Here is a 12,864-nt window from a genome sequence, read left to right as displayed (position 1 = left end):
ATATAAGGATTTAGCTAAAAATTTTATAGTTCTAAACAACAATCCAAAAACTTTGAATGATGAATTTTGGTTGTTTGCATATGAGGTTTTAAGGATTGAAGCACCTACCGAATTAGACCAATGTAGCGATTGGAAACAATTAAAAGATAATCAAATTACCTTTATTTTAGATTTATAGAAAGCCACATCTGATGTATGTTTGAATGCTAAAAAACTAAAAGAGATAGGAAAAATTAGCTTAATTTTATTAAAGTTCTCTAAAATTGAGATCAAAGGAAAAGGAATAGAAAGATATGAATTTTTCACAAAGTTTATCAAATCTAACCCGAATCCTAAAATTTCTATTTTTACTCCCGCTTCTAGCCATCGGTGCACAGGCACTAGAGCCAAAAATCGTAATGAAGCCCGAAGCTACCCTAAAAAACGGGCTTTACTACGTAAAAGGTAAGCTCTATGACGGCACGCTAAAGATGCTGCGTTACAGCGTCGAGGACCTATATGACGTAAACGCGATGGGCATGGTCTATCCGAGGCTAAAACCTCTGCCGCCCACGCTCATACGCGAGATAGACGTAGAGGGCGGTACGGTGGTGCGATATCGAGACTATTTTGACGGCAGAGACAAACCCTCAAACGAATACCCCCTAAAAAACGGCGTCCGCGAGGGCACGGCTAAGAACTACCATGCAGATAGCGGCGCGCTGATGGGTGAGAGCGAATACAAAAATGACGTCCGCGACGGGCGCTACCGCCGCTACTACTTTGACGAGGGCGGCGCGTTAAAGCAGGAGGGCGTTTTCAAGGCGGACAAGCGAGAGGGTATTTTCACGGACTATTACATTAGCGGCGAGGTTAGCGCACGCAGTCCGTACGTCGGCGGGCTTCGAAACGGCGAGGACGTCGACTACTACAAAAGCGGCAAAATCCGCGGCAAGCGAACCTACAAAAATGACAAGCGAGAAGGCGCGGAGACGTGGTACTACGAAAGCGGCGCCGTGGAGGAGACGGGCGAATACAAAAATGACCGCAAAAACGGCGTTTGGAAGCGATTTTACGAAAACGGCAAAACGCGCGTGGTAGAAAATTACAAAGACGGCGAAAAGGACGGCGTCGCGCGCGAATATTACCCGAGCGGTAAGCTACGAGGCGAATACGAGTACAAAGACGGCCGCCAAACGGGCGCGGGGTTGGACTACTACGAGAGCGGGGCGCTAGCGGCGAAAGTGATGTTTAAAAACGGGCGCTATCACGGCCTATATGAGGAGTATCACGAAAACGGCAAGCTAAAAGCCAGAGTGGCGTTTGAGGACGGGCTGGAGGTCGACGAGGCGCGCCACTACTACGCAAACGGCAAACTCGAAGCCGAGGGGGAGTTTGAGCGCGGTAGGCTCATCCTCGCCAAAAAATACGACGAAGCGGGTAAGCTAATCAGCAATAAACAGGGTAAAAACGGACTTCCGAGGGAGTAAATACTAAAATAAGTTGCTACTGGCATCATTTGAATTTTTGCCAAACCAAATATTTGCATCTTTTGTATTTTGAATATTTTAATTAGCTTTAAATCACACTACAATAGTCGTACTTAATATTAAAATTTTTATATTTATCTTTTGCATCTTAGTCATAAAAGCAGCAATCTCATTTATAAAATCGATAATATTTTTATAAATAAAAGCGAAATTTCAATATAACAAGTAGTATAATTGCAAGTATATAAACATTATTTTTTATATTTTAAGTGTATTTTTGATTTTTGTATTCTGGTTTTTAAATATCTTAATAAGGAGCAAAAATGCATACTCTTGGTCTAATCATAGCTCTACTTACGCTTTTTGTTGTAGGCTGGGCGATTTTAAAAGGCAAATACGCCACTTTCGTGCTTTTACTATCTGGCGTTATCATGCTTGTCTCTTCAGTCATTCTTGATACGGGAAAATTTTTACCAGAAAAGGTAAAGAGCACTGGAAATTCCTTACTGGATGTAGTTGAGTTTATCCGCTATATGCTCTCAAATAATTTTTCGCAACTTGGACTTTTAATTATGTTAATGGTCGGTTTTGCCAGTTATATGACTCATATCGGAGCAAATCAAGCCTTTGTAGGCATCGCCACAAAAAGGTTTAAAGCCATAAAAAGCCCATATTTTATGATATTCATAGCTTTTTGCGTAGCAAAACTTATAAGCATGGTAATAACCAGTGCGGTTGGACTTGGTGTACTTTGTCTTGCGCTTCTTGGACCAGTTCTTATATCACTAGGGCTAAATAAACTAAGCGTTGGTAGTATTTGTGCGATGAGTGGAGCTAGCTCAATGGTACTTCTTGGCTCATCGACAGCCGCTGCTGCAAAAGCAACTGAACTTGAGGTACTTGATTATGTTTTTATCTATAAAATTCCAGCAGCTCTTCCAACTGCGCTTGTGATCGGCATTGCATTAGTTCTTTGGAATAGATACTTAGACAAAAAAGAAGGTTGGGTTTGTAGCGAGCATGTAGGAGAGAGCATTAGTTTTGACGATAAGGTGGATGTTCCAAAAGAACAAGCACCTATGATCTATGCTCTTTTGCCATTTTTACCGATGATTTTAGTAGTAGTTTTTTCGCCATATTGTTTAAAAACTATAAAACTAAACATATCAAGCGTCATAATCCTTTCTATGATAATTGCTATGGTATTTGAAGCATTTAGGCATAAATTTAGCTTTGAAAAGCTTGGCGAAGGGCTAAAAGTATTTTTTAATGCCATGGCAAAAAGCTTAAGCGGTGTTGTTATGCTAGTTGTGGCAGCTGGTATATTTGCTGAAGGTTTTAAAGCTCTTGGTATGCTTGATGCTATTGTAAATTTGGCAAAAAGCATAGGCTTTGGAGGGCTTGGCATGTCTATACTTTTTGTATTTATAACAACCATCGTTACAATCATAGCTGGCTCAAATGGTGCAAGCTTTTATCCGCTTTTAAACATGGTGCCAAATATAGCTAAGAGCCTAAACATCAACTCTGTTATGCTCGTGCTTCCTATGCATCAAGCCTCCACAATAGCTAGGCCGCTTTCACCTGTCTCCGGCGTAGTGGTAGCCATTTCAGGTATGCTTCACATTAGCCCGCTTTCGCTCATTAAAAGATGTAGCGTGCCAGCTATTTTAGGTCTTATAAGCCACCATATATTTGTATTTTTACTATCATTTTAAGGAGAAAATATGAGATGGAGCTTTGATGATTCTTATGTAGATTTTAATAGCGAAATTTTTACCTCATCGTTTGAAAATCTAAAAGCACAAAATGAAAATTTGGTTAAATTTTTAAACAATAGCGAGCTTACCAAAGCTATCATCTCATACGAAGAAGCATATAAAGAAGTAACTAGCCTACTCGCATTTTGTCGTTGCAAAAGTAGCGATAATACAAAAGACGAGCTAGCTAGTAAATTTGAGCTAAAAATAAAAGAGCAAAAAGCTAGGCTTGATACGGCAAAGGAGCTACTTTTTGATAAATTTGATAGCCTAAAAAGCGATGATAAAATTTTTCAAAGCACTCAATTTAAACATATAAAATTTCTATATTTAGAGCATAAAAATAGTAAGAGCAAAATACGAAAAAAGAGCGAACGAGATTTTTTTGCAAATTTAGCACTCACAAATTTTTTTCCACTTTTTGCAAATTTTAGACATCTAAATAATTTAATAAATATCTCTGCTGCCAATAAAAATGCAAATACACAAAGCTATAATCTTGCAAAATGTATGGGCATATTAAAAGGATCAGATGATGAAATTTTACGCAAAAATGTGTTTGATGCTCTGAGTTCTCACTATGATAAATTTTCCGATCTTTATCTTGATATCTTAAATATGCTTCATGGATTTAGACTGGCTAAATTTAAGGCAGCAAAAGTTGATTTTTTAACTCCAAGCCTTGAAGAAAATAAAATAAGCCTTGACACTTTAAACGCCATGCAAGAAGCCATTAGCAAAAGAGTGGAAAAAATAAGAGAATGCGTAAGAGTAAGAGCTAGCTTTTTAGGTGGCAAAAGCATGAGAAGTTGCGATCTTTTGGCACCTTATCCACTTAGCAAGCACAGTGAAATTTCTCATGACGAGGCTATTAAAATCATCAAAAAAGCATTAAAGCCACTAGGCGAAGATAGTTTTATAAAGCTTATGATAGACAAACACTGGATAGAAAGCGATGTGCGAGAAAATAAAGCTGGCGGAGCATTTTTTGTGAGTTTGCCAAAATTTAAGCAACCAAGAATTTTTACCACCTACATGAATACTCTTTCGCACTTAATCCAGCAAGCTCATGAGATAGGGCATGCTTGGCACTACTACTTGATGCGTGATCTTCCGGTTTTAAGCACAAATTTTCCAATGAGCTTAGCTGAGAGTGCGAGTACATTTAATGAAACTCTTTTACGAAATGAGCTAAAAAAAGATGACTCACTTAGGGTAGAAATTTTATGGCAGGAGCTAAAAAGCGCTGCAAATTTTTTACTTCATATAAGCGTTAGATACGAGTTTGAGACTGGTTTTATAAAGCTGCGACAAAAAGGTCAAGTCAGCAAAAAAGATGCAAACGATCTTTTAAAACAAGCTTGGGATAAATTTTATAAAGACAGCACGAGCGATGTTGAAGAATTTTTGCCATATTTTAAGCCACATTTTTATAAAACAGATAACTATATCTACAACTATCCTTATAGTGTCGGCTATCTGCTATCACAATTTTTTCTAAGTGAGTTTAAAAAAGATGAAGCAAAATTTTGCAAAATTTATAAACAATTTTTAATAGAGTGTGGCACAAAAAGCGTGGAAAAGCTAATGAAAAAACACTTTAAAAAAGATACGACAAAGTGTGAATTTTGGCTAATTGGCATAGATGAAGCACTAAAAAATTTAGATGAGTTTAAAAAGGTAGTGACCGTATAAATTCACTAGTTATCTTAAACGTTTTATTTTTTTTCGAGAAATTTTATAAATTTTTGATGGAGTATCTTCGAAAAAATGATCATCTACTATTTCATCAGCCACGCTCATAGCCCAAGCTTCATTAAAATTTTGCCCATTTTTGTTCGCACTACTCGAATAAAGCCAGTCAAATTTAGCTAAAAATTTTTCGTGCTCGCACTCTTTTACGACTCTAATAGCCTTTAAATTTGGATACAAAAATGTAGCTTTCCTTGAACGGCGTATAAAATTTTTATACTTTTTTGGCACTCTAACAAGCTCATTTAAAACGCTAAATTTCGCTGTCGTGATAAGGCAAGGTTTATTCTCATCACGCATTTTGACCTTGTTTATCTCTTTATAATCTTTACTCAAAAAGCCAGCTGTCGTATCGGTTTGTGCTAGAAATATCATAATCTTTCTCTTTTTGATAGTAAAAATATACAAGAGATTATTAGAGCAAATCCTAAAAAATCCCAAAATACAAATTTTGTCCCAAGCCAAAAGTAGCCAAAAAATGCTGCGCTTAGCGGTTCTATGCAGGCTAATAAACTAGCTTTTGCTGCGCCTATGAGCTTAACACCTATCATATAAAAGCTAAATGCAAAAATGGTGCCAAGCGTAATAACAGCAATAAATGCAAGCCATTGATTTATCCCATTAAACCCAGCAAAATCCCAAACTCTCATATAACAAGCAAGCACTACCCCGCCCATAACCATGCCCCAGCCAAGCGTGAGAGTGACTGAATATTTCGCATTTAGCCTTGCTGGAGCAAGATTATAAACACAAACGCAAATGGCACTAACTAAGCACCAAAACAAGGCCTTTGGCGAAATGACAAGAGATGAAATTTGAGCATGTGTGCTCAGGAAAAATACGCCAAGCATGGCTAAAAATAGAGCCAAAATTTCAAGTTTTCTTGGGGTGCGTTTTTCTTTTATGCAAATGACCATTAAAATTAAAGCAGGAGCAGTATATTGAATAACAGTTGCAACTGCGGCATTTGAAAGCTCAATGGAGTAAAAGTAGGCGTACTGCGTCATCATAAGCCCAAGCAAGGCATAAACTAAAAACTCACCAAGGAGCTTTATATCTTTAATTGGAGCAAAAACGGCACTTGGTTCTTTAAAAGCATAAAAAATCACAATAACAATGCCAGCTAGCATCAGTCTATATGGCACCAAAAAATCAGAATTTATACCAAGTGAAAATAGATACTGCCCACAAACCCCACTAAATCCCCAAAGGATACCGCCAACCAAAGTAAGGAGTATCCCAAGACGATGAGTATTCATTAAATTTATCTATCTTTATGAAGCTGTGCATCTTTGCCGTAATACGGCGAATATGGTCCATAAAGTATGCAGTTATGGCAATCTCTTGAAAATAAATAAGCATCTGCCATCACTGCTAGATCGTATGATCTATCTGAGATGGTATTTGCCACCTGTGAGATGACAGCTGAGACTAACATGCCAAGTAGGCTACTTTGGCCACTACTGCTATCTTCTGCTGCCATAGCACTGCCTTGCCAAAGAGTAGCGCCGCTTTTTATATCGATAAGCTTTGCTTCAAGGACAACCTTTGTTGAGCTTGAGATGACTGCATAGCTCGTACCATAATCTTTTATGTTTATATAAAGCACACTATCAGCGTGGAAAATTTTATCAAGCTTATTTAGTGGCACGGCTGCGATCTCGCTTGGCTCGGTTATGCCATTTAGCTTAAAGGTATCATTTACAAGAGCCACTGGAAATACGTAGTATCCTGCCTCACTTAGTGGTGCGACTGTATTTGCCAAAACAGCAGCTGGACCTGAAATTTCTGTACTATCGTTTGTTGGCATAAGCACTAAGATAGAGTGAGGTCTTTTTTGTAAAAATTCTGAGTAGTCGTATGGCTCAGGCTCTTTTATAGAGCAGCCCGTAAAAAATACTACCAAAAATATAGCGGCTATAAATTTCAGGCTATTTTTCATTATTTGCTCCCTCTTTTTGCTCTACTTTTTTTAGAGTTAAATTTTTAGAGCCTTTGATGAAATTTATATACTCCCTTGACTCTGGGAAATTCTCTACTTCTTTGTCAAAATTTGCATTTGCAGCGCCTAAATTTCCGTTATTTAGATACAAAAGTCCAAGGTGTGCGTATACGCCAGGAGCGATCTTGTAGCCCTTTTGTGTTGAGATCTGCACCAGATTTTCTAAGCGTGAAATTTGCTCATTTGTATCGCCATCTTCATTTAGATAACTATATAGCGAGCTACTATATGATCCGTCCCAATAATAAAGTGATCTTGGGCCGTTTGAATGACCGCAACCCGCTAAAAATAGCGCAAAAAGCGCAAAGCTGGCAAGCTTTATTTTACTTGCCATGCTCCACTTTCTATGCCATTTACTAGATTATTTACCGCTTCAATAATAGCCAGGCTTAAAACCTTGCCATTTAGCGTAGAGTCGTATCCTGCTGTGCCGCCAAAGCCTATGATCTCTCTGTTTGAAAGGGTGTATTCGCCAGCACCGCTAACCGAATATACAACTTCAGCTGTTTTGGTATCAACGATATTTAAATTTACCTTTGAATAGGCAGTTTGTTGCTTGCCTTTGCCAAGTATGCCAAATAGCTGATGATCGCCCGTAGTTTTTCGCCCAAACTCAGTCACATCACCAGTTATCACGTATCTTGCACCTTTTAGATTTTGAGCGGTTTTACTTAGCTCGCTCTCTTGTTTGATCACTTTCATATTTGATCTATCAAGCACTAAAAATCTACCGCTTTGCTGTAAATTTGTGATCAAAATACTTTGAGCTTGGTTACCAAGCCTATCCTCGCCATCAGCAAATACACCATTTTGGTAAGCTGATTGATTATTAAATCGGCCTATCGAAACTGAAATTTTTTGACCATTGTAAACTGTACCGTAGCTTGCTACTTTTGGAGTCTCAACAACCCTTGAACTCTCACTCGCACATCCAGCAAAAAGAGCTGCTGTAAGCAAAACTGTACCAAATTTAAATACATTTTTCATTTTTTATCCTTTGCGACAAAATCGCTTGTATATTACTAAATTTCTTTTTAAATAGCTTTAAATTTCATCCATGTGCCTTTTAAGTATCTAATCGTAAAAAGCACCGCCTTTACAGCCCAGTCAGCAAACATTGCAAACCAAGTACCTATCATACCAAGATCAAATGTAAGTGCAAAGACATAGGCCAAGATGACTCTACAAGCAAACATACAAACTAAATTTACAATCATTGGATATTTAGCATCCCCTGCAGCACGAAAAACGGTCGGATACGTATAGGCAAGTGGCCAAATAAGGCACATCGCGATGCCGTGATACCAGACGATCTGTCTTGTTAAATTTATGGCCTCTTCCGAGAGATTATAAACAAGAAGCAATGGCTCAAGCAAAAGCAAAATTACTACTGTGCTAAAAAGCTGCACGATGTAGATGCTTATCATTGATTTTCTTACGTAAAATTTAGCCTGATTAAAGTCGTTTGCGCCAACACACCTTGAGATAACCACACTAAGCCCTGTTCCTATCGCCATACCAGGAAGCACTTGAAACATCACGATCGTCCCGCCCACGGCATTTGCAGCGATACTTGCTGTGCCAAAGAGTGAAACAAGGCTCAAAACGATGATGCGACCCACATAAAACATCGAATTTTCAAAGCCATAAGGTACACCGATATTTAAAATTTTCTTGATGATCTCGTAGTCAAATTTATAGATAAAGCTCTTTCTTATGTGAAGTTTTAGCCTTATATCAAGGAGTAGATAGACTATGACGAAGCAAGCGAGCACCTTGGCTATAAGCGTGCTAATAGCAATACCTAAAATACCAGTATGAAATGTATAAATACTAATGGCTGTTAAAAGTACGTTTAATAAATTTGCAGCCGCCATAATATACATAGGAAGCTTGGCATTTGACATTGTGCGAAAGATCGCCGCAGCTGCTGCATAGACAGCCAAAAATGGCGCGGAAATGGCCGAGAAAACAAGATAGTGGCTAGCATCATGCCTTACTTGCTCTCCAATATCGCCAAAGACATAATCTAGGATAATATCTTTTAAAACTATGATGACTACTGCGACAAAAAGGGCAAAGATAAAACTAAACCATACGAGCTGATTTGCTGTGATTTTAGCATTGCCACTTTGTTTATTGCCTAGATACTGGCTAGCAACCACTGAGCCGCCAGTAGCGATAGCAGTAAAAATGCTAATAAATAGCGCCATGACAAATTCCACAAGACTAATCGCACTTACAGCGCTTTCACTAACACTTGCTGCCATTAGCGAGTTTGCAAGCCCTAAGCTATACTCCAAAAACTGCTCAACCGCAATAGGGAAAAATAGCTTTGCAAGGTCGGCATTTGAGAAAAATTTTGTATTTTGATCTTTGATTTTGTTTACCATGCTTCCCCTAAGATAAACTTAAAAAATTTTAATATTTAAGCCAAGATCTGCTTTTTGCAAATCCTGACTTAAAAATTTAGTGTCTTGAAAGATAATTTGTATCGTAGTTATTGCTTAAAAAGTCTTTATTTTCCATCATAGCGATGTGAAAATCTTTTGTTGTTTTTATGCCATTTATTATGAGCTGATCAAGAGCGACTTTCATCTTATGGATCGCCCTATTTCTATCGGTATCCCAAACCACAAGTTTGCCGATCATACTATCGTAATACGGCGGTATCGAATAGTCTTGATAGATATGGCTATCCATTCTTACATTGCGGCCACCTGGGCAGACATATTTTGTGATCTTTCCAGGACACGGCGTAAATGTATTTGGATCTTCGGCTGTTATCCTACACTCGATCGCATGACCTTTTAGCTCAATGCTCTCTTGTGATGGTAGTGCCTCACCTTCAGCCACTTTTATCATAAGCTCGATGATATCAAGTCCGCTTACCATTTCGCTCACTGTGTGCTCAACTTGAAGTCTTGTGTTCATCTCGATGAAGTAAAAGTCCAAATTTTTATCAACCAAAAACTCAAACGTACCTGCTCCCTCGTAGCCAATCGCTTTTGCCGCTTTTATGGCTGTTTCATGTAGCCTCTCTCTTGTCTTTTCATCAAGCAAAATAGCTGGGCTCTCTTCGATCAGCTTCTGGTGGCGACGCTGCATGGAGCAGTCACGTTCGCCGATGTGAAGCACATTGCCATGGCTATCGCCGATGATTTGAACCTCGATGTGGCGTGGGTTTAGGATATATTTTTCCATATACATTGTGCCATCACCAAATGCACTCATCGCCTCGCTCTCAGCAGACCAAAACGCTTTTTCTAAATCAGCCTCCTTTTCAACCACGCGCATACCACGTCCGCCACCACCTGCAGCAGCCTTTAAGATGACTGGATAGCCTATCTTTTTAGCTAGCTCTTTTGCTGCTTTTGTATCAGCCACAGCACCGTCTGAGCCGGGAATGACTGGTACGCCAGCTCTTTGCATGACTTGCTTTGCCTTACTTTTATCGCTCATCAAAGCCATCGCAGCGACACTTGGTCCTATAAATTTGATCTTGTGATGTGAGCAAATTTCAACAAAATTTTGATTTTCACTTAAAAAGCCATATCCGGGGAAAATAGCGTCTGCTTCGCTGATCTCAGCGGCACTTATAATAGCTGGGATGTTTAGATAGCTGTCACTTGAGCGCTCTTTACCGATGCAAATGGCTACGTCAGCATATTTTACGTAAAGTGCGTCTTTATCAGCGGTTGAATAGACTACAACGGCTTCTTTACCCATCTCCTTTATCGTTCGCAAAGCACGAAGAGCGATTTCGCCTCGGTTTGCGATTAAAATTCTTTTTAATTCCATTAATTTTTCTCCACGCCAAATAACGGCAATCCAAACTCAACTGGCTGTCCGTCAGAGACTAGCATCTCAGTGATCTGGCAGTCAAACTCAGCCTCGATCTCGTTCATTATCTTCATAGCCTCGATGATACCTACTACATCGCCTTTTCTTACTCTTTGACCTACTTTTACAAATGGAGCAGCGCCTGGGCTTGGAGCAGCATAGAAAGTACCTACCATAGGAGATTTTATGCTATCTTTTGGCGAGTTTGTGGCTGGTTTTACCTCTGAATTAACGACTACATTTACAGGTGCTGGAGCTGGTGCTTGTGCTGCTGGTTTAGCAGGTGCGCAATAATCTGAAAATTTTTCAAGCTCTACCTCAAAATCACCACTTTTTATTTTGATATGATTCATCTCCATATCATTAAAAAATTCGATAAGCTCTTTTATATCTTCTTTTTTCATAGAAAATTCTCCTAAATTTTTATATAAGCGTCTAATTGTAGCGAAAATTAGATAAAAAATTTTTTTATGAAGCAAAAACGAGAACTCAAAGCTACTCTTTTTTGCTAAGTTATTTTTCAGTAATAATTATCTTAATACCTTTAGTATCAACTAAACTTTCATCGATGATGATCTCATCTATCTTTGTTGCTCTTATTGCGCCACTTTTTGGATTTTTTATACTTTTTATCGCTCCGATTGTGCTTACATCGACACTTGAATATTCAAACGCAAGACTCGTATCCATAAAAATGCAATCTTTTACGATCAAATTTTCCACGTAACAAAGTGCTTGCAAGCTCTTTATCGTACAGTTTATGAGCGTCACATTTTTTGAGTTCCAAGCCAGATATTCGCCTGAGATTATGCAGTTTTGTGCGATCACGTTTTCGCAGTTCCAAAATGCATCTTTTGAGATGAGCTTTGAGTTTGTGATATGGACATTTTTACAACCATCAAAGCAGTAGTTACCGTCTAAATTTAGCCCATCGATCTCTAAATTTTCGCTATTTGCCCCAAAGTAATCGCCTTTTGCAAAAACATTTTTTATCTTCACACCCTCACATCCCCAAAGTGTTTCACTAGCATCTGAAAAATTTATATTTTCTAATGAAATTTGCGAGCTTTTTCTAAAGCTTTTTGGAGCGTTGATGAACGCGTCTTTGAAGCTTAAATTTGTACTGTACCACATGCCAGCCCTTGCTAGAGGCTCTAAGTATCCGCCATTTAATTTAATGTCGTTTGCGTACCAAAGTGGGTATTTGTAGGCAAAAACGCACTCATTTAGCTTTAAATTTGAACTATGCTTTAGTGGCGACTCACCATCTTCAAAGATACAGTTTGTAAAATTTACACTTTTTGCCCCAAACATCGCACGCTCGCCAGTAAAAATTTCTGCATTTTTCTCTTGCATTTTTGTCCTTTATTAATTTTTGCTGTTAAAATTATACTAATTTTCATCTAATTTATTCGCTTTATTAAATTTACTTTAAAGACGCAAAGCGTTATAATCGCCCAAAAAAGGAGCAAAAATGGGCTTAAAATCAGACTCTTGGATACGCAAAATGTCACACGAAAAGGCGATGATAGTGCCGTTTGCCGAGGAGCAAGTCGGACGCGGCGTGGTGAGCTACGGAGTGTCCAGCTATGGCTACGATATCCGCGTGGGCGACGAGTTTAAAATCTTTACGAACATCGGCGGCACCGTAGTCGATCCTAAAAATTTTGACGAGAAAAACGTAGTAGATTTTAAGGGCGATGTCTGCATCGTGCCGCCAAATTCATTCGCTCTAGCGCGCACTATCGAGTACTTTAACATGCCTGATAACGTGCTAGCCATCTGCCTAGGCAAAAGCACATACGCAAGGTGCGGCATTATCGTAAACGTCACACCTTTTGAGCCCGGATTTAAGGGGCATATCACGATAGAAATTTCAAATACGACGCCACTTCCTGCAAAAATTTATGCGAACGAAGGCATCGCGCAGGTGCTATTTATCGAGGGCGACGAACCGTGCGAAGTGACGTATGCTGATAAAAATGGTAAATATCAGGCGCAAGAAGGCATCACGTTGCCAAGAATTTTGAAGTAATTT

General features: G+C 38.8%; 13 protein-coding genes. 4 read left to right on the top strand and 9 right to left on the bottom strand.

All coding sequences use genetic code 11. The features are described from left to right. Nucleotides 1-293 precede the first annotated feature (293 nt). The 3 genes from CVS92_RS04585 (at nt 294) to CVS92_RS04575 (ending at nt 4,924) form a co-directional block, all read left to right on the top strand. A complete protein-coding gene (locus CVS92_RS04585) occupies nt 294-1,469 on the top strand; it encodes a toxin-antitoxin system YwqK family antitoxin (protein ID WP_107788679.1) in 1,176 nt (391 codons plus the stop codon). A gap of 323 nt (nt 1,470-1,792) precedes the next feature. Then, a complete protein-coding gene (gene dcuC, locus CVS92_RS04580; RefSeq protein WP_103579471.1) occupies nt 1,793-3,187 on the top strand; it encodes a C4-dicarboxylate transporter DcuC in 1,395 nt (464 codons plus the stop codon). 9 nt (nt 3,188-3,196) lie between these two features. Next, on the top strand, nt 3,197-4,924 hold the full coding sequence (locus CVS92_RS04575; RefSeq protein ID WP_107788678.1) for a peptidase M3: 1,728 nt from the start codon (nt 3,197-3,199) through the stop codon (nt 4,922-4,924). A 9-nt stretch (nt 4,925-4,933) separates the two neighbouring features. Here CVS92_RS04575 and CVS92_RS04570 read toward each other — a convergent pair whose 3' ends face one another. The 9 genes from CVS92_RS04570 to CVS92_RS04530 all read right to left on the bottom strand — a co-directional run bounded on the left by CVS92_RS04570 (nt 4,934) and on the right by CVS92_RS04530 (nt 12,182). Further along, nucleotides 4,934-5,356, bottom strand: coding sequence for a Sua5 YciO YrdC YwlC family protein (locus tag CVS92_RS04570; protein WP_107788677.1), 423 nt, complete (start codon nt 5,354-5,356; stop codon nt 4,934-4,936). Beyond that, nucleotides 5,353-6,240 (bottom strand): DMT family transporter, encoded by an 888-nt coding sequence (locus CVS92_RS04565; RefSeq protein WP_107788676.1) that lies wholly within the window; start codon nt 6,238-6,240, stop codon nt 5,353-5,355. Before CVS92_RS04565 ends, CVS92_RS04570 begins: the two co-directional genes overlap by 4 nt. A gap of 5 nt (nt 6,241-6,245) precedes the next feature. Next, nucleotides 6,246-6,923 carry a DUF799 domain-containing protein gene (locus tag CVS92_RS04560; protein WP_107788675.1) on the bottom strand — a complete coding sequence of 226 codons (678 nt, stop codon included), beginning with the start codon at nt 6,921-6,923 and terminating at the stop codon, nt 6,246-6,248. Next, the gene (locus CVS92_RS04555) at nt 6,913-7,317 is read right to left on the bottom strand and encodes a DUF4810 domain-containing protein (RefSeq protein ID WP_107788674.1); all 405 of its coding nucleotides are present in this window, start codon (nt 7,315-7,317) and stop codon (nt 6,913-6,915) included. Before CVS92_RS04555 ends, CVS92_RS04560 begins: the two co-directional genes overlap by 11 nt. Beyond that, nucleotides 7,302-7,970 carry a CsgG/HfaB family protein gene (locus CVS92_RS04550; protein ID WP_054197185.1) on the bottom strand — a complete coding sequence of 223 codons (669 nt, stop codon included), beginning with the start codon at nt 7,968-7,970 and terminating at the stop codon, nt 7,302-7,304. The genes CVS92_RS04555 and CVS92_RS04550 overlap by 16 nt, the downstream gene beginning before the upstream one ends. A 47-nt stretch (nt 7,971-8,017) precedes the next feature. Further along, nucleotides 8,018-9,376 (bottom strand): MATE family efflux transporter, encoded by a 1,359-nt coding sequence (locus CVS92_RS04545; protein ID WP_107788673.1) that lies wholly within the window; start codon nt 9,374-9,376, stop codon nt 8,018-8,020. A gap of 76 nt (nt 9,377-9,452) precedes the next feature. After that, complete coding sequence (locus tag CVS92_RS04540) at nt 9,453-10,784, bottom strand: acetyl-CoA carboxylase biotin carboxylase subunit (RefSeq protein WP_107788672.1); 1,332 nt, start codon at nt 10,782-10,784, stop codon at nt 9,453-9,455. Beyond that, nucleotides 10,784-11,230, bottom strand: a complete 447-nt coding sequence (gene accB, locus CVS92_RS04535; protein WP_021091650.1) for an acetyl-CoA carboxylase biotin carboxyl carrier protein — start codon at nt 11,228-11,230, stop codon at nt 10,784-10,786. The genes CVS92_RS04540 and accB overlap by 1 nt, the downstream gene beginning before the upstream one ends. Before the next feature lie 109 nt (nt 11,231-11,339). After that, entirely contained in the window at nt 11,340-12,182 is an 843-nt protein-coding gene (locus tag CVS92_RS04530) for a DUF3737 family protein (RefSeq protein ID WP_107788671.1), read from the bottom strand. 118 nt (nt 12,183-12,300) lie between these two features. Here CVS92_RS04530 and dcd point away from each other — a divergent pair, with 118 nt between their 5' ends. After that, nucleotides 12,301-12,861, top strand: coding sequence for a dCTP deaminase (gene dcd, locus CVS92_RS04525; RefSeq protein WP_107788670.1), 561 nt, complete (start codon nt 12,301-12,303; stop codon nt 12,859-12,861). The last annotated feature ends 3 nt before the right edge of the window (nt 12,862-12,864 follow it).

Origin of the sequence: Campylobacter concisus (assembly GCF_003048555.1) — a bacterium.
Lineage (GTDB): Bacteria > Campylobacterota > Campylobacteria > Campylobacterales > Campylobacteraceae > Campylobacter_A > Campylobacter_A concisus_AO.
The sequence above is the reverse complement of the archived record's forward strand: the minus strand, read 5'-3'. Positions and strand labels throughout refer to the sequence as shown.

Coding starts and splice junctions, on each gene's coding strand:
- CVS92_RS04585 (WP_107788679.1), top strand. CDS start 294: ATGAATTTTTCACAAAGTTTATCAAATCTAACCCGAATCCTAAAATTT.
- dcuC (WP_103579471.1), top strand. CDS start 1,793: ATGCATACTCTTGGTCTAATCATAGCTCTACTTACGCTTTTTGTTGTA.
- CVS92_RS04575 (WP_107788678.1), top strand. CDS start 3,197: ATGAGATGGAGCTTTGATGATTCTTATGTAGATTTTAATAGCGAAATT.
- CVS92_RS04570 (WP_107788677.1), bottom strand. CDS start 5,356: ATGATATTTCTAGCACAAACCGATACGACAGCTGGCTTTTTGAGTAAA.
- CVS92_RS04565 (WP_107788676.1), bottom strand. CDS start 6,240: ATGAATACTCATCGTCTTGGGATACTCCTTACTTTGGTTGGCGGTATC.
- CVS92_RS04560 (WP_107788675.1), bottom strand. CDS start 6,923: ATGAAAAATAGCCTGAAATTTATAGCCGCTATATTTTTGGTAGTATTT.
- CVS92_RS04555 (WP_107788674.1), bottom strand. CDS start 7,317: ATGGCAAGTAAAATAAAGCTTGCCAGCTTTGCGCTTTTTGCGCTATTT.
- CVS92_RS04550 (WP_054197185.1), bottom strand. CDS start 7,970: ATGAAAAATGTATTTAAATTTGGTACAGTTTTGCTTACAGCAGCTCTT.
- CVS92_RS04545 (WP_107788673.1), bottom strand. CDS start 9,376: ATGGTAAACAAAATCAAAGATCAAAATACAAAATTTTTCTCAAATGCC.
- CVS92_RS04540 (WP_107788672.1), bottom strand. CDS start 10,784: ATGGAATTAAAAAGAATTTTAATCGCAAACCGAGGCGAAATCGCTCTT.
- accB (WP_021091650.1), bottom strand. CDS start 11,230: ATGAAAAAAGAAGATATAAAAGAGCTTATCGAATTTTTTAATGATATG.
- CVS92_RS04530 (WP_107788671.1), bottom strand. CDS start 12,182: ATGCAAGAGAAAAATGCAGAAATTTTTACTGGCGAGCGTGCGATGTTT.
- dcd (WP_107788670.1), top strand. CDS start 12,301: ATGGGCTTAAAATCAGACTCTTGGATACGCAAAATGTCACACGAAAAG.